This is a genomic window from Rhodococcus sp. C26F, from assembly GCF_053345925.1.
On record NZ_JBKFBA010000051.1, the window covers coordinates 1 to 25,776 of the forward strand.

24 protein-coding genes and 4 pseudogenes are annotated in these 25,776 nt (G+C 64.0%); 8 read left to right on the plus strand and 20 right to left on the minus strand.

The features are described from left to right. A partial coding sequence (locus ACLBYD_RS27570; protein WP_447818713.1) for an MspA family porin occupies positions 1 to 527 on the minus strand: 527 nt, incomplete at its 3' end. 67 nt (positions 528 to 594) lie between these two features. Next, positions 595 to 1,299 carry an MspA family porin gene (locus ACLBYD_RS27575; RefSeq protein WP_447818714.1) on the minus strand — a complete coding sequence of 235 codons (705 nt, stop codon included), beginning with the start codon at positions 1,297 to 1,299 and terminating at the stop codon, positions 595 to 597. 1,052 nt (positions 1,300 to 2,351) lie between these two features. Here ACLBYD_RS27575 and ACLBYD_RS27580 point away from each other — a divergent pair. Next, a complete protein-coding gene (locus tag ACLBYD_RS27580) occupies positions 2,352 to 3,713 on the plus strand; it encodes an MFS transporter (RefSeq protein ID WP_447818956.1) in 1,362 nt (453 codons plus the stop codon). Positions 3,714 to 4,054: 341 nt separating this feature from the next. Here ACLBYD_RS27580 and ACLBYD_RS27585 read toward each other — a convergent pair whose 3' ends face one another. Both ACLBYD_RS27585 and ACLBYD_RS27590 read right to left on the minus strand, forming a co-directional pair. Beyond that, the gene (locus ACLBYD_RS27585) at positions 4,055 to 4,276 is read right to left on the minus strand and encodes a three-helix bundle dimerization domain-containing protein (RefSeq protein ID WP_447818936.1); all 222 of its coding nucleotides are present in this window, start codon (positions 4,274 to 4,276) and stop codon (positions 4,055 to 4,057) included. A gap of 446 nt (positions 4,277 to 4,722) precedes the next feature. After that, positions 4,723 to 5,103 carry an STAS domain-containing protein gene (locus ACLBYD_RS27590; protein WP_447818937.1) on the minus strand — a complete coding sequence of 127 codons (381 nt, stop codon included), beginning with the start codon at positions 5,101 to 5,103 and terminating at the stop codon, positions 4,723 to 4,725. Positions 5,104 to 5,189: 86 nt separating this feature from the next. Here ACLBYD_RS27590 and ACLBYD_RS27595 point away from each other — a divergent pair, with 86 nt between their 5' ends. Beyond that, positions 5,190 to 5,651, plus strand: a complete 462-nt coding sequence (locus ACLBYD_RS27595; RefSeq protein ID WP_447818938.1) for an SRPBCC family protein — start codon at positions 5,190 to 5,192, stop codon at positions 5,649 to 5,651. A gap of 647 nt (positions 5,652 to 6,298) precedes the next feature. Here the strand turns inward: ACLBYD_RS27595 and ACLBYD_RS27600 are convergent. Then, positions 6,299 to 6,568: pseudogene (locus ACLBYD_RS27600) on the minus strand (ERCC4 domain-containing protein); the annotation flags it as partial. A 238-nt stretch (positions 6,569 to 6,806) separates the two neighbouring features. Between ACLBYD_RS27600 and ACLBYD_RS27605 the strand changes: the two are divergent. The 5 genes and pseudogenes from ACLBYD_RS27605 to ACLBYD_RS27625 form a co-directional block, all read left to right on the plus strand. Further along, positions 6,807 to 6,923: pseudogene (locus tag ACLBYD_RS27605) on the plus strand (hypothetical protein); the annotation flags it as partial. Between the two features lie 233 nt (positions 6,924 to 7,156). Further along, positions 7,157 to 7,369 (plus strand): hypothetical protein, encoded by a 213-nt coding sequence (locus tag ACLBYD_RS27610; RefSeq protein ID WP_447818957.1) that lies wholly within the window; start codon positions 7,157 to 7,159, stop codon positions 7,367 to 7,369. Continuing rightward, the gene (locus ACLBYD_RS27615) at positions 7,305 to 7,517 is read left to right on the plus strand and encodes a hypothetical protein (RefSeq protein ID WP_447818939.1); all 213 of its coding nucleotides are present in this window, start codon (positions 7,305 to 7,307) and stop codon (positions 7,515 to 7,517) included. Before ACLBYD_RS27610 ends, ACLBYD_RS27615 begins: the two co-directional genes overlap by 65 nt. 454 nt (positions 7,518 to 7,971) lie before the next feature. Next, a complete protein-coding gene (locus tag ACLBYD_RS27620) occupies positions 7,972 to 8,589 on the plus strand; it encodes a hypothetical protein (RefSeq protein WP_447818940.1) in 618 nt (205 codons plus the stop codon). Positions 8,590 to 8,598: 9 nt separating this feature from the next. After that, positions 8,599 to 9,234, plus strand: coding sequence for an RES family NAD+ phosphorylase (locus ACLBYD_RS27625; protein WP_447818941.1), 636 nt, complete (start codon positions 8,599 to 8,601; stop codon positions 9,232 to 9,234). A gap of 360 nt (positions 9,235 to 9,594) precedes the next feature. Here the strand turns inward: ACLBYD_RS27625 and ACLBYD_RS27630 are convergent, their stop codons facing one another. The 4 genes and pseudogenes from ACLBYD_RS27630 to ACLBYD_RS27645 form a co-directional block, all read right to left on the minus strand. Continuing rightward, entirely contained in the window at positions 9,595 to 10,269 is a 675-nt protein-coding gene (locus tag ACLBYD_RS27630; protein WP_447818943.1) for an alcohol dehydrogenase catalytic domain-containing protein, read from the minus strand. A 1,270-nt stretch (positions 10,270 to 11,539) separates the two neighbouring features. Further along, positions 11,540 to 12,502 (minus strand): annotated as a pseudogene (locus tag ACLBYD_RS27635) (NAD(P)H-dependent flavin oxidoreductase). Between the two features lie 428 nt (positions 12,503 to 12,930). Then, complete coding sequence (locus ACLBYD_RS27640) at positions 12,931 to 13,128, minus strand: hypothetical protein (protein ID WP_447818944.1); 198 nt, start codon at positions 13,126 to 13,128, stop codon at positions 12,931 to 12,933. Positions 13,129 to 13,269: 141 nt separating this feature from the next. Beyond that, positions 13,270 to 14,730 carry an MDR family MFS transporter gene (locus ACLBYD_RS27645; RefSeq protein WP_447818945.1) on the minus strand — a complete coding sequence of 487 codons (1,461 nt, stop codon included), beginning with the start codon at positions 14,728 to 14,730 and terminating at the stop codon, positions 13,270 to 13,272. Between the two features lie 177 nt (positions 14,731 to 14,907). Between ACLBYD_RS27645 and ACLBYD_RS27650 the strand changes: the two genes are divergently transcribed. Further along, entirely contained in the window at positions 14,908 to 15,546 is a 639-nt protein-coding gene (locus tag ACLBYD_RS27650) for a helix-turn-helix domain-containing protein (protein ID WP_447818946.1), read from the plus strand. Positions 15,547 to 17,376: 1,830 nt separating this feature from the next. Here the strand turns inward: ACLBYD_RS27650 and ACLBYD_RS27655 are convergent. The 11 genes and pseudogenes from ACLBYD_RS27655 to ACLBYD_RS27705 form a co-directional block, all read right to left on the minus strand. Then, complete coding sequence (locus tag ACLBYD_RS27655) at positions 17,377 to 17,505, minus strand: hypothetical protein (RefSeq protein ID WP_447818947.1); 129 nt, start codon at positions 17,503 to 17,505, stop codon at positions 17,377 to 17,379. A 444-nt stretch (positions 17,506 to 17,949) separates the two neighbouring features. Next, positions 17,950 to 18,099, minus strand: a complete 150-nt coding sequence (locus tag ACLBYD_RS27660) for a hypothetical protein (RefSeq protein ID WP_447818948.1) — start codon at positions 18,097 to 18,099, stop codon at positions 17,950 to 17,952. Between the two features lie 305 nt (positions 18,100 to 18,404). Next, on the minus strand, positions 18,405 to 19,610 hold the full coding sequence (locus ACLBYD_RS27665) for a cytochrome P450 (RefSeq protein WP_447818949.1): 1,206 nt from the start codon (positions 19,608 to 19,610) through the stop codon (positions 18,405 to 18,407). A 33-nt stretch (positions 19,611 to 19,643) separates the two neighbouring features. Then, positions 19,644 to 20,636 (minus strand): PDR/VanB family oxidoreductase, encoded by a 993-nt coding sequence (locus ACLBYD_RS27670; protein ID WP_447818950.1) that lies wholly within the window; start codon positions 20,634 to 20,636, stop codon positions 19,644 to 19,646. Positions 20,637 to 20,701: 65 nt separating this feature from the next. Continuing rightward, entirely contained in the window at positions 20,702 to 21,463 is a 762-nt protein-coding gene (locus ACLBYD_RS27675; protein WP_447818951.1) for an IclR family transcriptional regulator, read from the minus strand. 30 nt (positions 21,464 to 21,493) lie between these two features. Beyond that, a complete protein-coding gene (locus tag ACLBYD_RS27680) occupies positions 21,494 to 22,846 on the minus strand; it encodes an MFS transporter (protein ID WP_447818952.1) in 1,353 nt (450 codons plus the stop codon). 183 nt (positions 22,847 to 23,029) lie between these two features. Next, positions 23,030 to 23,284: a hypothetical protein gene (locus ACLBYD_RS27685; RefSeq protein ID WP_447818953.1), complete on the minus strand. Its 255-nt coding sequence runs from the start codon at positions 23,282 to 23,284 to the stop codon at positions 23,030 to 23,032. Then, on the minus strand, positions 23,272 to 24,084 hold the full coding sequence (locus tag ACLBYD_RS27690) for a type II toxin-antitoxin system HipA family toxin (RefSeq protein ID WP_447818954.1): 813 nt from the start codon (positions 24,082 to 24,084) through the stop codon (positions 23,272 to 23,274). The genes ACLBYD_RS27685 and ACLBYD_RS27690 overlap by 13 nt, the downstream gene beginning before the upstream one ends. 546 nt (positions 24,085 to 24,630) lie before the next feature. After that, positions 24,631 to 24,822, minus strand: a pseudogene (locus ACLBYD_RS27695) (transposase); the annotation flags it as partial. 103 nt (positions 24,823 to 24,925) lie between these two features. Next, positions 24,926 to 25,543: a hypothetical protein gene (locus ACLBYD_RS27700; RefSeq protein ID WP_447818955.1), complete on the minus strand. Its 618-nt coding sequence runs from the start codon at positions 25,541 to 25,543 to the stop codon at positions 24,926 to 24,928. A 1-nt stretch (position 25,544) separates the two neighbouring features. Continuing rightward, on the minus strand, positions 25,545 to 25,776 hold a 232-nt coding region (locus ACLBYD_RS27705; RefSeq protein WP_447817832.1), incomplete at its 5' end, for a hypothetical protein.

Below are 25,776 nucleotides of genomic sequence, written 5' to 3' on the forward strand. Positions count from 1 at the left end.
GTGTTGAAGTTGCGGTGCGTCTCGGCGCCGAACGCGTCGGTGGTGGTGATGTCGATGACCTTGTAGTCATACGCCTGGTTGGGTGCGAGGGTGATTCCCGCACCGGCGTTGGCACCGAGGGTCCCGGACTGTGTCGTCGCGGTCGCGGTGCCGGTGATGCCGCCGCCGGCGTTCAGGCCGCCGTTGAGGTTCGCGGTGAGCGAGAGCTGGCAGGCGACGATGTAGCCGGGCTGGATGCGGCCACCGATCTGTGCGCCCGGTCCGCTGAGCTCGACCTTTGCATTGCCGGACACCCAGACGTTGCGGTGCAGGGGCGTGGCCCCCATCGACGGGGAGATATTCGCCGTCTCGCCGGTGCGTGTGACGGTCACGACGGTGCCGTCCGGCAGAGTCTGGGAGATGTTTCCATCCGGCAGCGGGACGAAGGTATCGGCGTTGGCGGCACCTGCGGAAGCGAATCCGAGGGCCACGGCGATCGTCGCGCCCACGCCGGCCATCTTGAGGCCGCTGATGACGCTGGTCTTCATGTGTTTCTACTCTCGAGGTCGGGTCTCGCGCGTAGCGAGGAGGCGGGAATTACGGTCTCGGGCTGGGTCAGCCGATGCTGAACGGCTGGCCGTACAGCGTGGTCTTGACGTAGTCGTTGCCCGTCACTTCCAGGACCGTGTAGGCGCGGGCCTGGGCGTAGCCGCCGCAGCCCTGGACCTCGAGCTGTGCGTCCTGGTACTGGATCGTGTACGTCCCGTCGGCCTTGATGTCTCTGGCCTGTACCGGAACGAACTTGACCTGGCCGGCGCTGAGGGGGATCGCCAGTGAGGCGGTTCCGCCGACGTTGCCGCCCATGGATTCTTTGACCAGGTCCGCCGACATTCCCATGTTGAAACCGAGGGTTCCCGACATCTTGCTGACGTCGACCTGGCAGCCGACGATGTAGCCGGTCGTCAGACGCGGAACACCGTTGGTGGAGGTGCCCTGGGTGCCGTTGGCGTCCTTGGCGATACCGCCGTTGGTCGGTCCGGCCTCGAGGCCGGCGGGAAGCCCGGTCACCGTGGCTGTGACGGTTCCCGAGACCCACGCGACGCGGCCGGCGCCGTTGGCCGCGAGCGACGGCGAGATCAGCGCGCTTTCGGCGGTTCGTGTGATCTTGTGGGTGCCGACGATCTGCTCACCGTCGGGCAGGGGAACGAAGGTGTCGGCGTGTGCCGCGCCTGCGGAGGCGAACCCCAGTGCGATGGCGGCAGCGGCGACGCCGCCGATCCGGGCGGCGCGGCGCAGTCCGGATGCGTGCTTGTTGCTCAATGGATACCCCTACTCAGGTGTGTGCGGCGCCTGTCCTTGCGGAAAGGCGCGGTCGAGCATGCCGATCTCCGGGCAGCAGAGATCGACAGGTGTATGTGACAGTGGGTCACTTTGTTCGAAAGGGCCTGTGGTGCACAGAACCTCGACGCGCGTGACGGTTGACCCCGGAGGGTACTGTGGCCGCTTGTAAGGTCAGCGGCCTCAGTTCGTGACGAACGATAACACGGACTATGACTACGGTCACTAACGATCTTGAGATGTGATTCATATCACGTTCCGTGGAGATATGTGTGGACCTTGTACCTCGCCGACGCGATGGCAACGGTGGTGAATATTGCTGTTCTAGAACGTGTTTCACAAGGTGGCTGCTCGCAGCCGGTGATTGATCGCGGGGATACGCACGGTGGCGGTGTAGCGGTGCCGTCATCGCTTCTGCTGCGGGCCAGGTTCAGCTGCGGGACATGCCGACGTGGTTGAGGGCGTGGTCGTTGTCGAGTTTGTTCGCCTGCGCGTTCGCGCTCTTGGTGATCTTTCGTGACGGAAAGACGCAGTGTTAAAGAACCGCGAGGGGATTGGGGTGCGGAACTCGAGGAACGGCGTGGGTTGGTTGAACAGGACGGACGGCAGGAGTTCCGGTGTGCTGCGCAGAGCGGGACGGTCGGCGTCGCGGTCGTCGCCGCTGCTGCTTGCGGGTTTTCCGGTGCGGACATGGCCCCGACGGTCCATGGCGGCGTGGGCAATGCCCACACGCTGACAGCATCGATCTGCGACCGACCGTGGACATGTGTGTAGAGGCGACCGGCAGCTTCGCGTCCGGTGGCGGTGAATTTTCTGCCGCGGTGGCTGTATCGGATCGTGGTCACAGGTCCGGCGGGCGCGTCGTGGCAGGTCCCGCTGAGCGGTATCCACGCATTGTGATCGGCAACACAATCGTACGGTGCCTCCGGGGAATCAAGAGGATTACAGGAGCGCCCATGAGCACAGTGGCCACAGTTGATCGACGGCCGACGACACGCAGCGAACGTCGGTATGAGCGCAATCGGCCCGTGTGGATGATCGTGGCCGTCCTGATCGCGGTGGAGGTGATCAGTGCCTTCGAAACATCGATGATGTACGCGGCGTTGCCGACGTTCGCCCGCGTCTTCGAAGCCGACGCATCCACTGTCGGGTGGACCGTCACCGCGTTCCTGCTCGTTGCCGCAGCCTCTGCTGCGGTGTGCGGCAGGCTCGGCGACATGTACGGCCGCGAACGCGTACTAATTATCGTTCTGATCTGTGCTGCAATCGGTTCCATCATCAGTGTGGCATTCGGCACGCTCGGGGGCATCATCGTCGGACGCGCGATTCAGGGTGTCGCAGGCGCCATCTTGCCCTTGTGTATCGGTCTCGCCCGCGAATATCTGCCGGCGAAGAAGGTGCCGATGGCAATCGCGCTGATCTCCGGATCTGCGGTGGCCGCCGGTGCGGCATCGCTTCTGGTCGCCGGACTTCTCATCGACCTCGGTGACTGGCGGTACATCTTCGTCGTCACCGCCGCCTACGCCGTCGCGTGCATCGTGCTGATCGAGGCGGTGCTGCCGTGGCGTCGTCGCAATGCCGCCGAGCATCGGCAGGTGGACTTCGTCGGGGCGGCCGGCCTCGCGGTATCGGTGTCCGCAATTCTGTTGGCACTCACCCAGGGCAAGAACTGGGGATGGAGTGATACTCGCGTGCTCGGTCTGCTTCTGGTCGGGGTTGTGATCTTCGCGTGGTGGGTGTGGTGGGAGCTCGGCCGTACGTCACCGATCGTCAATCTCCGTCTGCTCGCTGAACGCAATATCGCCCTGACCATGTTCGCGACGATCGCCCTGGGCGTCGGCCCGGTCGGCGTGACAACCATGCTCGTCCCGATCATCATGCAGACGCCGACGAGCGCACCGTTCGGTCTGGGACTTTCGGCTACATACGCGGGGATGTTGTCGTTCGTCGGAGCGATGATCGGCATGTTGTTCACGCCCCTGGCGGGAAAGATCGCCGCAGCGGTCGGGGCGCGTGCATCGTTGCTGCTCGGCGCCACTCTGTTCCTCGTCGCATGTGCCGGATTCTTCGTCTTCCGTGGCTCGGTCGCCGGGATGACCGCACTGGTCGTCGTCGTGTCGGTGGCGACAGCATTTGCGTACACCGCGCTGCCGAACCTCCTCGTCGAATTCGTCCCGGAGCACAACACGAGCGAGGTCACTGGCAGTCAGTCGGTGGTGCGCACCGCGGCGATGGCGGTAGGTACATCGATCACGACGGTTCTCCTTGCTTCTTTCGTGGTACCAGGAACATCGACTCCGACAGTCGCGGCGCTCGGCATGGTCTGCGCGATGCTGGTGCTTGCCTGCGCCGGCGCGATCGTTCTGGCGCTGGGCGTCAAGTACCGGAAGCGCTGACATCCGCGCACCGGGCGTCGCTCGAGGGACGTGTGGCGCATCTTCTCCGGCATCCTCGACGGCCGAATCCCGCCGACCCTGCGCAAACCGTGAATGGCATGCCCGCAGTTCACGTTGGCACCCGATTCATCCGTTTTACAAGTTCCATAAAACGGTGCCAGTTTCCAGGAGAGTCCCGCGTTGCCACCACGACGACGTTCCGAGAATGGTGAAGCGTATTGCCAGGCCGGATTTCGCCATACAGAGTTGGCAGCGCGGGGATTGGGCTTACCGGCGCGACGAATGCGGCGGTCGAGAGCTCCGTGTCGCCCAACGGCATAGGACAGACCCGCGGATAGGGATCAGTGGCTGTCGGCGGCAAGTGCTCGGCGTGCTCGGCGTTCTGCGAACAAGGGGATGAACTCGCGGATAGGACGTCCCTGATAGGCGCGCACAGCCTCTGCGACGGCCTGGCGCACTACCGTTTCAGGGAGTTGTGGGAACTGCTGAACGAGTGACGCGACTGCGCGTTCGAGACCGTGTGCTTCATGGTCGGGGTGAGTGTCGCTCATGGCGAAAGTCATTCCCGACCTCCACGACGATGACGTGAACGAAAAATGAACAGTACTGACGCGGCGGCATCGCACATCGACTTGTAAGGGCGCAGGACTGGCGACCTGTACGGGTCCAGCCTACGGACGAGGCAGGGAATTGTTCGAGTCTTTCAACACACATGACCGTTTCCGATCACAGTCATAGGACGCATCCGAAGACGCTGCCGCACGGGTCTGGCAGCGTTGAGGACGGGCCTCGCCGCCGCCATCATCACTGCCGCGGCGAGCACCGGCGGTGCAGGGGTGACGGTGGCGCGGTCAAAGCCGAGCCATCGCCGGGCGGTGAGCACCCGCCGCTCGTTCGGTCGCAATCCATCAAAGTTCTGATTATGAAGACGCCGTCGATAAGGAGTACTCAGTCAATGAAGGCGGACGGGAGCTCGCTTACGGGACAAGACCGAAGTTCGTATTCGAGATCAAGGCATGGGCGGCGTTGATGTCACGGCGGCCAGAGCCTGATCCATCTCCCGGTGAACGGCCAGCACATCCAGAAGGCCGAGGAGTTCGAAGCGTCGTGCCATCACACCGCTGTGGGCCACCACCGCGAAACCCACACGATCGGCGCAACGCCAGGACAGCCTTATCAGCACGGTAATTCCCATCGAGGCCAGGAAATTGGAGTCGGTGAGATCGATGATCAGACCGGTTGGGTCGCTCTCGAGAACACCGTCTGCGTACCTTTCGAACTGGGACAGATTGGTCAGATCGAGCTCGCCGCGCACGGACAGGACAGTAACGGTCCCTATCCGGCGGGTGGTCAGGACCAGCTGGGGCTCTCCGACGGAGTGCTGGTTCACCAGACCATCATCCCCAACGGTGCCCGGTGCGAGCAAAATGCTCCTGCATGGGTGTGGTCTTCCCAGCAGTCGGGTAAGCGATGGTCATGAGCACAATCACAGAAGCTGTCGATGTCGATGTACCGATTCGGGTCGCATACAATCAGTGGACCCAGTTCGAGTCGTTTCCGCACTTCATGGAAGGCGTGCGTGAGATTCGGCAGATCGACGACACACACGTCCATTGGGTGATCGACATAGCGGGCCAGGTCCGAGAGTTCGATGCCACCATCACCGAACAGCATCCGGACGAGCGGGTGGCCTGGACCTCGGATTCGGGGCCGAACCATGCCGGAGTGATCACGTTTCATCGTCTCGATGAGAACAAGACGCGCGTGACCGCCCAGATGGACGTCGATCCGGAAGGATTTGTCGAGAATGTTGCCGACAAGTTCGGTGTTCTCGGCAAACGGATCAAGAGCGATATGCAGAAGTTCAAAGAGTTCATCGAGCGCCGTGGGCACGAAACGGGTGGATGGCGCGGCGACGTGGACCGGCCCACCCCTTGAGAGACTTGTCGGCGCGGGTGGCAGGTCGTTTGTGCAGGCATCATCGAAGCTGAAGTGACAACATGGTGAGGTCGGAGGCTGCCGTCTGCTTTCACCAACCTCTACTGTTCGTTTCGGAGCGTCCAGAGGCAGGTGATGCCGAGATCGGCGCGGACTGTTACGCGCCGGTTCTGGTGGAGGGGTCTCATCACACGGGCGGATGAGATCCATGGGAGCGCCGGGGAAGTAACCTTCAGCCGCTGAAGTAAACCAGCGACGCGGCTGAAAGTAGAGGCACGTTGATTGCATCCATCGTCATCACTGCCGGACGGCCCGCGGTGTCCCGGACTTATTGTGTGAGCCTGTAGAGTTCGCGGAACGGATCGGTGCGCATCAACGTCGTGTCCACCTCCGAGCCCCTTATTTCACGCACACCGGGTTCGGGTTGTTGGTAGGTCGATCCGCTGAATGCTCATGGGGGTCTCGCGCGGTCCACGGTTCGATGCGGTCGTTCGCTCCCTCGGGCGGGAACGTCGAGTCCGGCGGTGCAGGCCCAGGCCCGCACTTCGGCGCTCGACGGTCGGTGCCGGTCGTGTCCGCCATGATGGTGGGCTCTTGGGGTGGCGTGGATGCGGTGGCGCGGTAGTCGGCGTCGTTGTTCGCGTCGCACCACTGCTGGGCCGCGGCGAGATAACGGTAGGTCCACTCTTCGGCGAGTTGTCTGTTCTCGCAGAACACGATCGGCACCGTCGGATAGCGGATCTGCAGTTCGGCCAGTCCGTCGGCGACGATCGCCGGGCGGACGCGCTCGAGTTTGAACACGCTCGAATGGCGGTCTGCGATTACTACTGCCGCGCGGGGGAGCGCGGCGAGTTCGGCGAGCGCGAATCGCAGTTTCCGCTGGTCAGGATGGAGACGAGATCGGTGAGGGATTTGCGGGATCTGCCGCACTTTCCGTGAAGGTTCTGACGTACGCCTGATCAGGGACGATTCGGCATGCACCACGATCATCATGGTGTGACCTTGCGCCCCTGACAGCCTTCTTCCGCATCTGACCGACGTCGTCGTCGACGCCGTCCGCCTCGCGGATCCACGCCCACCCTCACAGCAGCCGGAGCACAGTGCCCGAAATGCCACACGCCGTCGAGCCGGGTCCATTCCCGATACCGACGCAGACCGGCCGACACAGCGATCGGTGCCCGCCCGGTCGTCCTCGAGCTGACCGTCCGGCGATTCTTCTGTCTCAACACTGACTGCACGGCAATCGCATTTGCCGAACAGATACCCGGTTGACGAGGCGGTGCGCCCGCCGCACTGCAGTGCTCGAGGCAGTGCTCGAAGCGATCGGGCTGGCGCTGGCCGGTGGCGCCGGCGCCCCCCTGGCAGCCCGGCTCGGGATCGCGGCCGGCCGCGACACCCTGCTGCGGGCGGTGCGTGCAATCCCGGACCGACCGATAGGGCAGACCCCGATTTTGGGGATCGACGACTTCGCCGTCCGCCGCGGCCACCACTACGGCACCGTGTTCGTGGACCTGACCACGAGTCGGCCGATCGATCTGCTGCCGGACCGCACTAGCGACACCGTCGCCGCATGCGTTGACCGCCCTGCGCGAGCACGTTCGCGGCTTCGCCGAACTCATGGCCCTGCGGCGCGGACACGAACTGACCGACTGGATGACCAGCGTCGACGCCACCGGATCACCGGCCCTGCGGTCCTTCACCGCCGGCCTGCGCCGTGACCTCGATGCCGTCACCGCCGGACTGATCCTCGAACACAACTCCGGGCCGGTCGAAGGACACGTGAACAGAAGCAAAATGCTCAAGCGGCAGATGTACGGGCGCGCCAACCTCAACCTGCTCCGCGAACGTGTCATTCACCTCGAATAGTGAAGCGTGGCAGTAGCTTCACGGAAAGTGCGACAGATCCAATTACGTGACGGACCAACCCCTCAACCTGGGAAATACCTGACTGCTGACAGAGTTTCCGATTCCGGGGCACGGCGACTCGGATAGTGAACGCTGTACATCCCCATGGGCTGATCAACCGTTTGCTCGCGCCGCCGAAAGGGACCGTCGCGGAGACGATCACCCTGGTCGGCAGCCCTATCGGGAGGTGTCGGTCTTCACTGTTCGATTACGAGAAGGTGTTGGCGGCGTCGACCCCGGTCCGGGGTGTCTTGGTCTAGTTGGAGGGGCCTGTGGTTGCTACGACGCGTCGTACTGGGTCTTTGTGCTGTCGGCGCCGGTGCTACACCGGCGGGATACGCCAGGGTATGCATGCTCGACCGAGTTCGCTATCATGTATTTGCAAGCGTAAATCATCGCAAATCAGGAGGTCGTGGTGAGTGAAGCAACGACGGAGAGCCGCTATCTGCGAGGCGACCTCAATTTCGAAGATGCCTTGCGTGAAGTGACCGGAGTCGACATCGGCCGTGATCAACTCGTACAGATCTTGAGGAGCCTCCATACGGCGAACCCCGCCGGGCCCGCACTGTCCGAGCACGACGCACGCGTGCTTACCGATGCCGGCTTCACCGCGAGTCCCGCCGCTGCCACGGCTGCGCGAGTTGATCGCGATGTTCGGATGGCCAATCTCGTCGCGACATCGTTGTCCATTGCAGACGCTGCAATCCGCCTCGGCGTCACGCCGGCTCGCATCAGGCAACGAATCGCCGACGGTACCCTGTGGGCATTCGACTCCGGTCGTAACCGCTTGTTGCCACCGGCGCAATTCACCGCCAGCGGGTCCGTGCCTTACCTCGACAAAGTCATGCCGCACATCCCGAAGGACCTGCACCCGCTGACGGTTCAGACCCTGCTCACACAGCCGCAGCCGTCATTGGTCGTCGATGACCGGCCGGTCTCGATTATCGCGTGGTTGACCGGCAGCGCAGGCACACCCGAAGAGATCGAGGTTGTGGTCGACGTGCTTGCCGCCGTCGAGTGGGAATCGGCGTAGATGGGGGCAATGCTTCCGCCGCTGCCCTCCATCGCGGAGCTTCGTGCGGCAGGTCTGCTGCCGAAGGAAGTACTCGAGTGGCAGCCGAGCGAGATCGTGTGGCGCGTGCACCGTACGACCGGCTCACACGTTCACCCGTGGAATGCATTGCGTGAGTTCGGGCCGATTCTGCGGTTCGATCAGCATCCGCTCCCGCGTGGGGAGCATCCCGGCTACGGCGTATGGTACGGCGCTTCCAGCCCCCGAGGTGCATTGGCGGAAGCGTTTCAATCGGCGCGGGTGATCGATCGCCATCGCGGTGACCCTTATCTGACCGGAGTGCGCTTCACCCGTGTTCTGCGGTTGCTCGACGTATCCGGTATCGGTGGAGGTGCATGGGCCACTCGGGTGGGAGGCAACCATGCTCTTGATTCCGCGCCGCACCGTCTTTCGCAGCATTGGGCCCGCACTATCCATCGCGCTCACACCGGACTCGACGGGGTCATCTATCGCGGCCGGTTTGCCGGCAGCACGTCCGTTGCTGTCGTCGAACGTGCTGCCGATGCGTTTCCGCAACGTCCTGTGCTGTCGCTTCCCCTGTCGCATCCGGGTCTGGCTGATGCCGTTGATGCCGCGGCGCACGAACTCGGCTATGTCGTTGTCTGATCCGGTTGCGGGGCATGGCCATCGCTCACACACCCACTGAACGGGGGAGGCTGCCGATGTCGAGTGGCGTGCCGGCTGCAGAGGGAGGCGGGCTGGACTCGACGTCCGAAGTTGAGCGGTACGGCCATCGTGGGAGCCGATGAGGCGGGTCCTCGCGTCTTTGTTGAGCTCGGGACACGACGCTTTCGAACGCGCGATTTTCTGCAAGAGGCCGGTGGCGACGGGTTGTGTTGGTGAACGAGCCGAACACGTTGTTACGCAACAATTTGGTGACCCCGAATCCTGGCCCGGCGCGGGAGTTCTACGCGGCGGTGTTCGACTTCACTCTGGACGGGAACGACGACCTGCCCGGCGTGGACTTCACTTTTCTGCGCAGACCGGATGGGCACGAGGTCGGCGGTATCGTGGGCGATCCGTCCGCCTCGGCGTCCTCGTGGGGCATGCTCTTCCAGGTCGTCGATGCTGACGCGGTCGTCGCTGCGGCCGGGGCCGGTGGGGGTAGGGCGGATATCCGGTGGACATGCCGTACGGGCGGACCGCGGCGGTGTTGACGACGGCCCCGATTTCGGTGGTGACCGCGCAGCCGACGAGCGCCGGCTGTTCGAACGAGGCGGCCCGGTCGACGGCGATGGCGGCAGAGCGGGGAAGCAGCGCGTACTCGCCGAACGTCCCGAGGCCGGCGAAGCTGTGGACCGACTCACCGTTCGAGGATGTGATGCGCGTACCGCCGTCGAAGGAGACGTGATTGGCCGAGTGCTCGGCCGCCTTGTCGCACAGCACGGGTCGCCCGCTGATGCAGTACCAGCACCGCCCGCACGACGGTGTCCACGACAGCACGATGTGGTCGCCTGTCTCGAGATCCGCCACGCCGTCACCGACCGCTTCGACGATGCCCGCGCCTTCGTGTCCGAGGATCATCGGGCTCGGCACGCCGTCCCCTTCGCCGACGATCACATGCAGGTCGCTGTGGCACAGGCCGCTCGCTTTGAGCCGCACCAGGACCTCGCCTGGAGGTGGGGTGGATGGAATCGACACTGTCTCGACGGTGAGTGGCGTGTTCGGCGCCCGGAAAACGGCGGCCCGAAATTCGATGGTCATCTCGATGTTCCAACGACGCGTAATGAAGGATGGTCAGCCACTCCGGCTTTGGGGGAGCAAGGCAAGGCCCTAGCCCGGGGGTCGTGCGGCGCCGACTGCATCCTCACATGCACTGGTTTCCGTCGGTCGGCTTCCACTCTCAGGCGAGTTGTAGCGGCTGAAAACGGTTCAGGGCGTGATCATTTCACTCTTGATCGTGACTCGCAACGACTGATCCTGGTAGAAAGCGGGGCAAAAAGGTGACGGGATACTGTCTGCGGTAGATCGGGCCGAGATTCGTCGTCGACATCGCATCGATCGGTTGCCGGTCAAGCAGACCGACCGCGAAAAGGAAGCCCCGCCGCATCAACGTCGGCCCGATTGCCGCCGCGTCCGCTCCGTGCTGGCGTCTCGGAAGCTCGTCGAGGCCGAGGGTTGCGCCGCTAGGGTCGGACACCAGCGCGGTGCCGCTGAGCAGTCCTGAGGTTCCCAGGGGCCGTCAGTGCGAGGAGTGTCACCAATATGCGCACGCAACCAACATCGTCGGCAGGGGCTGTGCCTGCGCGGCGTCGTTCGCCGACCAGTGAGGTGGTTCCGATCTGGGTGCCCCGCTGGTCTGCGGTGTCGTGATTTCGCCCGCGCCGACACGGTACGGATCGCCTCCACGCTTGCAGGCGGTGGGGGCGATTGTCGTTGCGATCCGTCGGGCCGGCCAGCGAACCGGGTGTCCGTGGCGTAGTTCTGGACCAGGCGTGTGACCTCGTGGATGCTGACGGTAATCGCGTTGCCGAGTCGTCCTGTTGCGCCGGCGGGGAGGGGCGCATTCGATCTGTTGTCGGTCGTTCGGTGCCTGGCAGGGGCCGAGCCCGGCGCGTGGCGCCACCTCGCTGGTGTCCGTGGGCGGGTGAGTGAGCTGGGACATCATAGTTGACTGTTCAACAAGGTCGGCTCGATAGAGCGTTGCGCGTATGCTGTCCCAGCATCGCTCAATGCCGGTCTCGACGTGCGTCCAGTGTGGCAAGGGAGGTGGACGTTTCCCTCGCATGCGCGATTCGTAGAGCTACAACGGCGCGCTCGGCCGCGATGCCGGCGTCCTCACGGTGCAACGACTCAAGGAAGGTTGCCGCGACTCGAGCGAAGGCACGATCCCCGCAACTCTCGAACTCCGAGATGTTGCGGGGACCGCTCGATATATGGCCCACGACGGCGACGGGGGCCTGAGCGTCGTTCAGGCGAGGGCGAGTGACTTTCTTGCCTGGGCGTACTCCGCGGCGAGTCGAGCGACAACCTCGGCGGTCGGTGTGACTGCCTCGATTGTTCCTATGCCGTGGCCGCTTCCCCAAATCTCCTTCTACGCCTTCGGCTTCGCCCCGTCGGCGCTAAACTTGATGCCGGACTTGTCGTGGACCGGCAAGTCGTCCGGATCCATGCCGACGGCGGAGATGCTGCCGCGTAGGTAGTTTCCGTGGACTCCCGTAAACAGGTTTGAGAACACGATGTCCGATGCGGTGGAGTCGACGACCATCTGCTTGTACGCATCAACGGCGTTGGCCTCGGTGGTGGGTATGAATCGTGAACCAATGTATGCCAGGTCGGCGCCAGCCGCTTGTGCCGCGAGGATGGACCGACCGTGTGCAATCGAACCCGAGAGCAACAGTGGGCCGTCGAACCATGCTCGAATCTCCTGCAGCAAGGCAAACGGCGAGTGGGTGCCTGCATGGCCGCCTGCACCTGCCGCGACTGCGATCAATCCGTCGGCGCCCTTTTCGATTGCCTTGTGGGCGTATGCGTCGTTGATGACGTCGTGAAGAACGATGCCGCCGTAGGAATGTACGGCGTCGTTGATTTCGGGGCGTGCTCCGAGCGACGTAATGACGATCGGAATGCGGTGTCGCACTACGGTCGCGAGGTCGCCGTCGAGCCGTTCGTTGCTGCGGTTGACGATGAGATTGACTGCGAACGGAGCGGCCGGCAGCTCCGGATTCCGTGCGTCGTGTTCAGCGAGTTCGGCAGTGATGCGGTGCAGCCAGTCGTCCAACGCGCTTTGAGGTCTTGCGTTCAGCGTGGGGAACGAGCCGACGATGCCAGAGATGCACTGAGCGATGACGAGTTCCGGTCCCGATACAAGAAACATAGGGGACGCGACAACAGGAAGACGCAGCTTGTCGGTGAGAACAGCAGGAAGAGTCATGTCAGCCCTTACGTGCGTTCGACTGAAGGCGACGGCCGATCACCAAGCGTTGTACCCCGCTAGCTCCTTCGTCAACGCCTAACCAACGCAGGTGTTTGGCAGAGATGACGCGCGTGGGGCTGTTTTCCCCATCGCGAGGAAGGGCGACGCCTCGGACGGGCGCCCGCATTTGCCTGAGAATCTTGCTGAAGTCTTCGCCGCGGATCTCTGACGACTTCACGCCTTGGGAAGAATCAGACTTCCTACTATCGATGACAGTGATCATTGGTACACCCTGCGACCCTTCCTCTGCCCTGTCCAATACGCAATCGCGCAGGGTGCGATAGGCATTGTGAATGTTGCGGGTGCCCCGAACAGAGTGCGGCGAGGGTAGCTTCGTGATCAATGCGGCACCAGCTGCCCTTGGACGCGTGGCCGAGGGTTGTCCATTATTTGCGACGATGGCGCTCGCTCGATGGAGTGGATCGTGCACTGAGGTTGGTGGCGCGCTGATCGTGCTGATCTTCACGGCGTTCGGCCTTGTCCATGTCGGTGGCGTCGACAACTTGGCCGGTCAGTGCCTGTACGACCATGACGAGATCATGTGCGGTCACTTCATCAGCGTTTTGTCGGGCGGAACGTGCCATGATAACTCCTGAAATATAGTGGTACGACAGCCGAACCGGTGCCGCGAAACGAGAAGTCCTACAGGGAGATACGTCCGGCTCTTCCTCTTCGAGCCGACCTGCGCAAGAGAACCAGCCGCGGTACGCCACGAGCCAGCAGCGTCACGTCTGGGTGAGTGTGGGTGTTTTCGGTGTGCGGATGAGGAATGACGCAGCGACGGCGACGAGGGACACCACGCCGCCGTAGAGGAAGGCGGTGTGGATACCGGACTGGTTGGCGCTCAGTTCGCTTGCACCTTCGGCCGCGCGTGATGCCGCGGTGCTCGACATGACGGTGATGAACAGTGCGGTGCCTGCGGCGCCCGCCAATTGCTGGACGGTGTTGAAGATGGCGCTGCCGTGCGAATACAGCTGGTTCGGTAGTGAACCCAGTGATGAGGTCATCAAGGGCGTCATGACCGTCGCGAGCCCCGCCATCAGCAGTGAATGGATACCCACCACCATCGGCAGCGGGGACTCCGCGTCGAGCATGGTCATCAGCCACAGCGCCGCGCTGACGATGGCGGTTCCGGGGATCACGAGCACGCGCGGGCCGGTGCGGTCGAAGATGCGGCCGACGAACGGTGAGAGGACGCCCATGACGAGACCGCCGGGGAGCAGCAGCAGACCGGTGGTGAGGGTGTCGAGGCCCCGGATGTTCTGCAGGTACAGCGGCAGCAGGATCAGGGCGCCGAAGAGCGCCATCATGCTGATCGAGAGCATGGCCAGGCCGATGCTGAAGGTCGGGGTCGCGAACGGCCGCAGGTCGAGCAGGGCGCGGCCGTCGTTCTGCCGGGAGATCTGACGCCGAACGAACACGGCCAGCGCGAGAGCGCCCACGACGAGAGGGATCCACACGGGCACCCCCGACTCGTCGGTGGAGTGCCCGATACTGCTCAGGCCGTACACGATTCCACCGAACGCTAGCACCGACAGCAGCACCGACATCAGATCGAGTGGGACCGCGACCGGTGTCGTGAGGTTCTTCACCAGTGCTGTCCCGAGGGCGAAGGCGACGAGCGCGATGGGCAGGACGAGCCAGAACATCCAGCGCCAGTCGAGTGCGTTGAGGACGATGCCCGAGAGGGTTGGGCCGATGGCCGGTGCCACTGCGATGACGATGGAGATGATTCCCATCATGCTGCCCCGTTTGTGGGCGGGAACCACGCGCAGCACCGTCGTCATCAGCAGGGGGAGCATGATGGCCGTGCCGGCGGCCTGCGTGACCCGGCCCGCCAGAAGAACCTCGAATCCGGGCGCGATCGCGGCGAGCAGCGTGCCGAGGCTGAAGATGCCCATGGACGCGGTGAAGACCTGGCGGAGTGTGAATCGCTGGAACAGGTAGCCGGTGATCGGGATGACCACGGCCATGGTGAGCAGGAAGCCGGTGGTGAGCCATTGCGCCGTGCCGGCGGTGATGTCGAGGTCGTTCATCAGGCGGGGTAGGGCCACGCTCATGATCGTCTCGTTGAGGATCATGACGAAGGCTGCGGTGACGAGAACGCCGATCAGCAGTGTGTTTCCGCGGTCCAGGTTTTCTGCGGGGGTGGCGTCGAGTTGGTCGTCGGGTTGGTGCACATGCATATCGAGGGAACTTTCTGAAGTGGGATGACTTTGCGGTGGTCACATCAATCATGGGAGAGTGACCCGAAGTGGTAGTGACTGTCAAATTAATTTTGGCTGTCAGGTTGACTCTATGCGGGTCTGTCTTTTCTGGTTCGAGTCGAAAGGAGCCGCCAGATGGATGCACCGGGTGGTTCGATGTCTGAGGAGCATGGTCTGAGCCTGCGGGAACGTCGGCGGCTCGAAACCCGCCGCGAGATCACCCTCGCGGCCCTGGAGTTGTTCGAACAGCACGGGGCAGCCGCTACCACGGTCGACGAGATAGCCCGTCGAGCGGGCGTATCGCCGAGCACCTTCTTCCGCTACTTCACGACCAAGGAAGAATCGGTGTACGGGCCGGACCGGGACTTCGAGGCAGACCTGCTCGCCTGGCTCGACTCGGTGGCCCCGGAACAGGTCGACCTAGACGGTCTCGAAACGCTCTACGAGCGTTCGCTGCGCCGTCTCATGGCGTCCTCGGACGACGTCAAGGATCGGGTGCTCAGGGCGCGTCGTCTCGTCGCGTCCGACGATCACCTGCGCGCCGCCGCGTTCGCAGCCGACGCCGTCGCGATGTCCCGAGTCACCCAGAGCGTCGCGGAAAAGGTTCGTGCGCTCAATCATCCGTCCTACGCGCGACTGCTCGTCGAAATGGCCAGCGCAGCGACACGAACGGCCTTCGAGGCATGGGTCGAGGGGATCGAAAGCGGCGACGAGGTCGATCTGGTCGAGACCTACCGCAGGACACGCACGGAAATGCGCAGGATCTTCGGGGTCGACGAACTCACGAAGCGGTAGTTCTTCTGTTCAGCGGCGATACTCCGCGGCGATAAGGTTCGAAGCAACAGTGGTCGGGTGAAGGCGCCGCGCGGTACGTTCACGTTCGTGATCCGTCGCCATTGCCGGTGGCGAGGGGCGTCACGGCAGGAGCACCTGCAGTGTTGCTCGTACCTGATCTCAACGGCGTTCGCCCGGGGCTCGTCCTCGGGTCCCGCTACTGGCACCGAATGAGGCATCGGTCCGCCGCTGACGCGACAACGAGAAATTGGCGCCGGAAGCGGGAACCGGCAACGGCCGACTCGGGCGTTTTCGTGACCTTCTGGCTTTTATCTCGTAGATGGCGCGGGCTCGGGGTCTGCTGATTTGCTTGTGTCCAAGCAGGAGTCATTTCCGGTGCTGTGGATGACGTGGTTTCGCCGTGGTCGTGCCGAGGGTCAGGACGATCCCTGTCGGAGCGAGCGCGGTCTGGGCACGGGGGCGTCGATGTCGATGACGATGATCCGGAACGGTACCCAGGCGAGCGTGACGACTCCGGTCATCCGAGCGCCGCATGGTGTGCCAGGAACGTTCAGCAGGCGCGGCCATGCACGGCAGCGGAGTTACCCCTAGGGCGATTGTCGTCGCCACCCGTCGGGGTGGCCCGCGAACCGGGTGTCCGTGGCGTGTGGTGCCTCGGCCAGGTTGGGCGAGCTCGGGGGTGTGTAGACGGTCATGGCGTCGCTGGTCGTCCGGCTGCGCCGGCGGGGGCCGTGGCAGTGCTACATCCGTGCTGTTCCTCGGTCGTGCGGTGCCCGGCGGTGGCCGAGCCCGGCGCTCGCGTGACGCCACCTCGGTGGTGTTCGTGGCGGCGTGAGCTGCGCCATCGTAGTTGACTGTTCAATTAGTGTAGGATAGGGCTACTTATGTACACAGACTTTGCGGCACTCGGCGGAACCTTGGTCTGGTTCGCTGCCCTCATCGCCCTCACTCACCTTCTCGGCTATACCCTCTGACCATCCCGGTCGGGTCCTCGCTTCCTGTGGTGGCCATCAAGGCCGGCGCCTGGTTCGTTGCGCTCGCCATCCTTACCCCCAGGCAACACGATCCGCGTCATGACCTGGCACGACATCGGGGAACTGCTGCGCGTCCGTATCGTCCGCCCGGCTCGGTCCCACCACGTGCTCGTCTACTGTGCGCACTGCGACACGACTTGTGCTGGTGCGGGTGCCGGAGAACGCCTGGGCGAGATGGTTGGCGCTGGGGTACCTGGGAACACAACCATGGTGAGTGACCGGAGCGGGAGGGACTGGCGGTGCCCCGGCTGGTGCGTTGGACGATGGCATCGAGGACCGCTCCGATATCGCGCATAAGTACGTTGTGCTCGGCGGTGTCGTGCGCGGCGCGATAGTCTCGAGGTCGTGCCGTGTTCTGCCTCCAGCGTCATGGCACAGAGTCGCCTCCACTGCTTGCGCAGGCATGTGGGGGCGATTTTCTTGTGGTGTATCGAGTCGGCTTGCTAGACCCCCAACTGCCGGGCGGATAGGCGTTTGTTGTGTATTACAGGGGATGAGTGTGGTTATGGGACGAAGTAGTCCACCGAACGGGCCGACAGGGCTACGACTGCCGCGCAGAGCAAAGCGGTGGCCCTTCGGGCCGGTGAGGGGTTCTTCGATCCGCGAGGGAGGTGACTGGAAGTGTCGCTGTTCGGAAAAGGTTGGCGACTGATCATTGTGTTCACCGACGGGTACGCGGAGCTTATGTGCCCGCCGCGGTTCTCGAGGGAAGCAAGGAACTCGGGCGTACGCCGGACGGTGATGGCGTCCGTCCGGGCGCAGTGACCCAGGTCAGGGCCTAAGCCAGGGTGGTCTATCACCTCAGTGCTGCCCAGAGGATCGCCGCGATGGCGCCGATAGCGATCAGCATCGGTACGCCGACGGGGGCTTGTGGGTCGTCGAGCAGCGGTTCGTCTTGTTCCCACTTCCATCGGTTTTTCTTCATGACTCGATAAAACCCGGACTATCCGGACGCGGCAACTGATCCTCGTTGCGAGGATCCAGGTGGTCGGTGTCCCTGCGAAGCGTTCGCGAAGTCGATGCGCGTCCGTTCCCTTCCCCGGTCGGGAAGTGCCGGGGTGCGGTAAGGAATCGTCACTCTCCGCCCCTGCCGGCGGGGTAATCGTCGTTCTCGCATGGGAGTAGTCATGTCTCGTGCGCGGACTTGCTGTGGGCGTCAGTCGACGAGTTGCGGCGCGAAAAGATTCCGGTGTTCGCTGAAACGCGACCTGCGAGGAAGCTCGCGGTCTGTTGTGTGCGTCGCGATCACGTTCGAGCATGCCGGGAGGAGAGGTGTGCAGTATCGTACGGACTGAATCAGCAACCTGCGCAACATATTCCGATATGACCGTAATAAGAACCCTCCAAATCGCGGTGACGTAATCAGCGCTCAGCCGGCGTCTGTCCACTGCTCGTCGTCCTCGTCAACGTGTGGAGGGATCTCGCGTTTGTTACGCGCGTGGATCACGCCGCCGAATAGCGCGGCCAGGATCGCGGCAACGACGATCCAGGTGAGCAGCGCGACGACAATCCAGTTCACGATCTGAACAACCGTCCAACTCTTCCGTTTGTTACCGGAAGGGTAGGAAATCACCCACTGATTCACCCGTTCGAATGGCCTCCACGTATCACTCTGATCTTGTGACCGATACAGACGCCGTGTCCCGATGACCCCCGCTTTCTCTCGGGCCACACCCAAGCGCCCTGCTCCTCTCAGTGAGGAGCGGGGCGTTCGGTTGCGTGGCTGGAACCCAGGAGTGCGGTGAACGCACCGGCCTGCGTTGGGCAGACATGGCCAGGATGTCCTCGCTATCCCGGGGCTTGCAGGGTGTTGTCAAATTCGGTTCAGATCGGTCGGACGCGGATGGGGATGGAGCGCCACGAGCGAAGGGTGTTGTTGAGGTGACGCTGCACGGGTCCGTCGAGCTCGATGGTCTCGATGCGTGCGGCCATCGCGGTGAGCAGTGCCTCGGATTCGAGACGTGCGACATGTTGTCCGACGCACTGGTGTATCCCCATTCCGAAACCGACGTGCCCGGATGGGTCGCGTTCGAGGTCGAAAGCGTCCGGACGGTCCCAGCGTCGGGGATCTCGATTGGCCGCCCCGAGGAACATGAGGATCTTGCGCCCGTCGGGGATGGTGACACCGCCGATCTCGATATCGCGTGTCGCGGTGCGGAAGAAGGTCTGGACGGGTGATTCCCACCGGACGGCCTCGTCGAATGCGGTCCGCGCGAGCGACGGATTCCGGCGTACGGCGTGCCACTGGTCTGGGTGGGTGGCGAAGGCATAGAGCACGGCGGCCAGCCCGTTGACGGTGGTGTCGACACCGGCGGTGAGCAGCGATCGCACAATCAGGGGAGCCTGTGCATGAGTGATGTCGCCGCGGTCGGCGGCCGCCCAGATCTGTGCCCCGAACCCGTCGTCGCTGAGCGCGTCCCGGGCACATTGGGCGTTGATCCAGGAGGACAGGTCGCCGATTCGGTGGGTTCCGCGTTCGACGAGGGAGTTGACAGGTCCGAACGCGTTGAAGGTGTGGTCGCCGTAGGGCAGCAGGTTTTCCCTTCCGGTGTCGGAGATGCCGACGGCATCCGGGAATACGCGAAGCGGGTAGGCGGCAGCGAGATCGGTGACGGCGTCGAATTCGTCGCCTCGTGCCAGCACCTGATCGACGAGGTCGGCGGCATCTGCCATCCAGCGGTCGCGCAAGGTGCGTAAGGTGCGAGGCCCGAGGATTCGGGTGAGGACAGTTCGGGGGGCGTCGTGGTGGGGTGGGTCGGCTTCGAGGAGGAGGCTCGGTGGACGCCAGGGTTTTTCGTAGCGGAAGTTGCTCAGTCCGACACCGGCGGCGGACTGGAAGGTCTGCCAGTCGGTGAGGGCGGCATGGACATCGGCGTAGCGGCCCATTGCGAACACGTTCAACGCGTTGAGGCGAACGATGGCTCCGGCGTCGCGAAGCTCCTGGTGGAACGGCAGCGGGTTTTCGAGGACGTCGAGGTCGAAGGGATCGATGTCACAGACAGGGATGCTGGTGGGCGCAGAGGACGTCATGTCGGTTCACTCCGGAAGGTGATGGTGCGGGTGTCAGAGGTCGAGCACGAGGTGGTCAGTGCGGGAGCGGGAGACGCACAGGATCATGCAGTCGCCGGCCTTGCGTTCAGTGTCGTCGAGGACGGAGTCCCGGTGATCGGGTTCGCCGGCCAGAACCGTGGTCTCACAGGTTCCGCAGGTGCCCTCGCGGCAGGAGGACAGCACCGCTGCACCGGCGGACTGCACTGCGTCGAGCACGCTGATGTCGGGGGTGACGGTCACCGTGCGGTTCGTCCGGGCCAACTCGACGACGAAGGGGGCGTGGCGGACCGGCGCGCCGGGGTCCCGCGCGACGAAACGTTCGGTGCGCAGCGTTCCGCGGGACCAGCAGGCACCGAGGTCGGCGAGTGCGTCGAGTAGGGGAGTGGGGCCGCAGGCGTACACTTTCGCACCGTTATCGGCGGCGGTGGTCGCGATCGTGAGGTCGAGTCGTCCGTATTCGTCCTGCGGTCTTACGGTGACCCGGTCACCGTGACGGACGAGGTCGTCCCGGAAGGCCATGGTGGCACGGGTGCGTCCGCCGTAAAGGAGTTGCCAGTCGGCGCCGATCAGGTCGGCCTGATGGATCATCGGCAGCATCGGGGTGATGCCGATGCCGCCGGCGACGAACAGATACCGCTCGGAGGGAACCATGGGGAAGTTGTTGCGTGGTCCGCCGATGCCGACTTGGTCTCCTACGGTGAGGCTGTCGTAAATGTACGCCGAGCCGCCGCGGCTGTTCGGTTCATGAAGGACGGCGATCCGGTAGGTGTGGGCGTCCCAACGGTTTCCGCACAGTGAGTATTGGCGCGTGAGCCCGTTCGGCAGCATCATGTCGATGTGTGCGCCGGGTGCCCAGTCCGGCAGTCGCCTACCGTCCGGGTGGGCCAGGGTGATCGCGACGACGTTCTGCGCCACGGTTTCTTTCGCGATGACGCGGAGCGCCGACTCGGCGGTGTTGGGATCGGACACGGTGCACTCCTTCAATAAAGTCGTGAGATTGAGCATCGCCGGGATCGATCGGCTGACACCAGGCGGTTTTTGATAGTTGAGAGAGATTCGAGTGCGGTGGGTCACTCGGGCCGGGTCGGGGAGCGGCCGATGACGCGGGAGATGCCTCGTGCTGCCGCCTGGAGTGCCGGGATCTGCGTGTAGGCGGTGTCGTTATTGGGGACGATCACCGCCAGCGCGGCCACCACCTGTTCTTGTGCGCCGCGGATCGGGACGGCGACGCCGGTGGTGTCGGGGTGGATGTGACCGGCGCACAACGCGTATCCCTGTCTGCGCACACGCGCGAGTTCGGCGCGTAGCTCCGTCGGTGTGCTGATGGTGCGGTCGGTGAACACCTGCAGCGGCGCGCCCATCACCTGCTCCTGCACGTCGAGGGGGCTGTGTGCGAGCAACACCAGTCCCGAGGAGGACGCGTGAATCGGTAATCGCCCGGCGATACGTGTGAAGTTCACCGCTGCGCCGCGTGCTGTCAGCCGCTCGAGGAACAGGACCTCTGTGCCTTCCCGGACCGCGAGTTGGGTGTGTTGGTCGACGACTGCGTGCAGGTCCTCCATGAATGGGCGCGCCGCCTCGCGCAGGTTCACCGTCGGTGACGAGCGTGAGGCGACCTCCCAGAGTCGCACTCCGACCCGCACCTGTCGGCCGTCCCGTTCCAGCCAGCCGCAGCGCACGAGTTCTTCGATCAGTCGAGATGCTGTCGCCACATGTAGGTCTGCTCGGCGAGCGATCTGCGAGACGGTCAGTGACGCGTCGTCGATACCGAACGCTTCGACCACCCGGGCAGCGCGTGCGAGCACCGATTCGCCTGTGTGTACGCGCGCCACGGCTGATCCTCCTGTTTCTTGTCGTGCCTGTCACGCAGTGGTGCGTTCACCTTCGACGGTAGTCACGGCATCCCGGGAGCGGATACGCACTGTGGAGACGACCACCGCTGCACCAAGAAATGCAACAGATACCAGGAGGTACAGCTGGGTTGCCGTCCATCCGGTGTCGAGGAGGGCCCCCGCGACGATGGGGGACACGATCGCCCCCATACGTCCGACGCCGATGCCCCAGCCCATACCGGTGGCGCGAAGGGTCGGGGAGTACAGCGTGGTCGGCAGCGCGTAAAGACCCCCGATGCAGCCGTTGACGACGACGCCGATTGCCGCGCCCAGGATGAATCCGACCGCGACGGTAGCGGTTGCGGGCACGAATGCGACGAGCAGGAGCGAGGCCGCAGCCATGTATCCGACCAGAACACGGCCGATGTGGAACCGGACGGTCAACACACCGAGGAGTGCGGTGCCGAAGATCCCGCCCAGATTGAGCAGCACTCCGCCGGTGATGCCTTGTGTCGCTGACATGCCTGCCTCGACCAGCAGCTTGGGTGTCCAGCTGGTGACGAAGTAGAACCCGAACATCGTGAGGAAGAACGCGCCCCAGAGGAGAAGGGTGTTGCGGCGATGAGCGGGGGTGAGCAGATCTGTGGGACCTACACCGCGTGCACGGGATTTTTCGGAGTCGACAGGTGTTGGCGGCAACTCGTCGAGCGGGTCGTGTCCGGTACGGACGGCGAGGGTGTTGATCTGTTGCAGGGCGTTCGCCGGCCTGCGCGCGAGGAGGAAGTCGAGTGATTCGGGCAGTCGGAACCACACGACGGGTATCAGGGCCGCGGTGCACAGTCCGCCGAAGAGGAACACCGACCGCCAGCCGGATGTGGTCTGCAGTACCACGGCGACCACGCCGCCGAGTGTCGCACCGACTGCGTAGCCGGTGGAGTTCAGGGTGACGGCGAGGCCACGGAACTTGCTGGATGCGAATTCGCTCGCAATGACGTTGCTACTGGCGAGAATTCCGCCGATCCCGACGCCGGTGAGAACCCGTAGGGCTCCCAGTTGGCCGGCGTTCTGCGCGAGTGCCGACAGCAGCATTCCCGAGGACGAGAGGGTGAGACACACAAGGATCATGGTGCGCCGCCCGATTCGATCCGCCCATGGTGCCAGGGCGATCGAACCGATTGCCATGCCGAACAGTCCTGCACTGAGCAGCAATCCGAGCACCGAACCGGAGATGCCCCACTCCTGTGAGACGGATTGCGAGGTGAAGGCCATGACGAGTACGTCGAAACCGTCGAGCACGTTGAGCAGCACACAAACCGCGACCGCGGTCCATTGGAATCGGCTCATCGGACTGGTGTCGATGCGGTGCCGTAGATCGATGTTCATCGGATCTCCTCGAACGACGGGGGAGGCGACTGAACGCCTGCCATGGAAGTCCGAAGAAGCATCACGGTCGCGAAGAGCTCCCCGCTACGGAGCTTTCAATCATTGAGAGAAAATATGTGTTGTGCGTCTCAGCCGAACATGTTTGTGACGCAGGTAGCGTCTATGGGGACGCCTATGTGGCGGCTACATCGGCGAGAACCTCGCGCAGAAATCGGTGCTCGACATCGCGTTCCGAGAGGGTTGCCACGATGCGCCCTCGACCAGAGGTACGACGTCGAAGGGCGGGCGCCACACAGTCAGCCCGAGTTCGGCCGGGACGCGCTCGGCGAGTCTGCGCGGGAGCATTACGATCCGGTCGGTGCCTGCGACCATCGCAGGCAGATCGGTGAACGAGTCGGTCACGAGCTGCACCCGCGGTTCGATACTCAGCAGCTGCATGTGGCGAGTGGCGGGGGTGTAGGCCATGGGGTCTGATAATCGACTACCCATGTTGTGCGCGTAGGTGTTTGCGTCGGGATGGCGCGCTGCCCCGGCCGGTCAGGACTGCACTGTCGGGCCTGTGCGGCGTTCAGGCTGCAGTCCTCCGCGAGAGCCAGTAGGGTTTCGGCTTCTTCGGGATGCGTGTCGGCTCCCATGATCGAAGTCGACCGTGCTCGCCACGGGTCCGGGGTCGGGTTCACGTCGAACGCGGGGCTGATGGTCCACGAGCGGTGGTTTGCGAGAAAGCCGTGGTTGCGCAGGTGGTCGTCGGTGTTGCCCAGTACCACGCTGGCGACGACGCGGTCGAAAAGCTCGTGGTGGTCCGCCCTGGGGGAACGGGAGAGGTCCCGGATCGCCTCGGCGATGTCGGCGTAGTCGCGGTGTTCGCCGTCGGATGCGCCGAGGGCCGTCATTGCGCTGATGTACCCGATGCGGTGCCCTTTGTTCGTGCGATCGAACCTGCGCAGGATCAGGACGCTGCGTTCTCCTACGCGGGTGAGCCTCCTGTGGGGGGTGCGGATCCCGGCGCGTTCCATCAGATCGAGCGCCGTGGCCTCCCATGCCATCACGTCCCATTGGTCGCTGCCGTGCGGGAACTTCGCGATTGCCAGTGCTCCGTCCTCGAGTCGAATCGACGCCTTCGGACGTGCGCCGCCGAGGCCTTTCGTGCCTGTGTCGAGGAGTTGCTTGATCGCGTGTGCAGGATCGTCATTGGAGGCGACCTCATCGGCCGCGTGCAGCAGCTCGGGTAGCGACACCAGTTGAGGGACGGTCGAGGGTTTTCCGAGGAACGTTCTGTCCCCAGCAAGCCTGAAGCGCAGTGCGCCCTGGCGGGTATCGTCGCTGACTTCGAGCAGGAAGTCGAGGTCGTCCAGGCGGCGCGGTGTTCTGCTCTCCTCGCGGGCGCGGGGCTCGTTCGCCCTTTTCGATCAGGTTTCGCCCCCACCGGTCCGGAGCGCTGTCGGCGAAGGCTCGCACGAGGCCGCTGTGGTGTTGCGATCCTGCCACAAGTGGAAGCGCTGGGTCGATACTCATGCCATCGCCCGAGAGGTATTGGGGGTCGTAGAGCAATGTCGTGGAGATCCGGCCACGGGTTCGGGTGAGGTGCGCCTGGCCGACCGTCCGGACGCTGCCTTTTTCGTCGACGAAGGCCTCGATCGTGGTCATCGGGCGCGCTTCTTGGTGAGGTTGCCTGCCCGGAGCCGTCCGATGTCGCTGTTCAGGGGGTCGATCGCGTCGACGGTCCGGTCGAGCACGCCGAGTGCCTGGAGTACTTGGACGACATTGCGGAAGCTCGGCTGGGTTTCGACGCCGGCTCCGCGGTCCGACGAGCTTCGACCAGCCGCGTTGTCCTTGCGGACCCAGGTGCGCAGCGCTTCGCCGCTGATGCCCAGGTCCGCAGCCACTGCCGCGTAGGTGCGGGTACCGGCGGCCGCGCGATACAACGCGACCGCGTCCCGGCGGAACTGCTCCGGGTAGTGAGACTGGCGTCCCATGTGAGCACCCCTCCTGGTTCTTGTACGAACCATTGTCAGGGTGTCCACTCCCAGGGGGCATCCTCACCGCGTGGGTGGCCCCTCACCGTGTCCGCTATACCGCTCAGGCTGGCTGGTACACGTGCATCACCGCGGGCGTCGTCTCGGCGTCCAGCGTCGTCGTCAGCTCCAGCGAGCCGTCGGTCATCGCCTTGCCGATCTCGGCGATGGTCCCGGCGACGTCGTTCGCGTCAATTTCATAGAGCGTGAGGTATCCGTGGGCAGGGGGGACGGTTCCTTCGAACTGGTCGGCGGCGAAGTGGAAGCGCCTGGCCGCGTGGACCCCAAAAACCCGGTCGATCAGCTGGGGGATGTGGACCTCGTCGTACCAGCGGTTGAACTCCGTCTCATCTGCGGGGCTCGTGGGCTGAACGTAGGCGAGAAGGACAGCATTGTTCATTGTCTCGGCTCCATCGACTGTCGTTTCAAATGGGGAGGAGGTTTCTCGGACGCAGTCGGGCTGGCTCGGCCTGATGCTGGCTCGAGGTGTGACGTAGCGGGGATTGAAGCTCCAGACCCCGGCAGTAACGGCCAGCACATCCCAGGCCAGGAAGATGACAGCCACCGGTGCGACAGCTCGGACGACGCGGGCCGGCTGTCGGTAGATCCGTGCCCCCCACTCCAGGGGAGCGGTCACGATCAAGCAGGCCGCCAAGACGAATAAGTAATGCCAGGAATCCATCTCACGCTCCGTTCAGGGTGAAGGAGTCGATGCGGCTCGCGTCCAGCAGGAGCATTTCGGCCGCGACCGACGGACTCCTGATCTGCCAGGAGCGTGGCAGCCGAGCACAGTTCGGACCACGATCCCAGCGCTGTTTGTCACTCCGCCGACGCGTGTCGAGCACGCACCTGCGAACACAGCCAATCACGACCTCAGGCCGGCCATGCCCAAACGGTGCAGAAAATTGCAGAAGG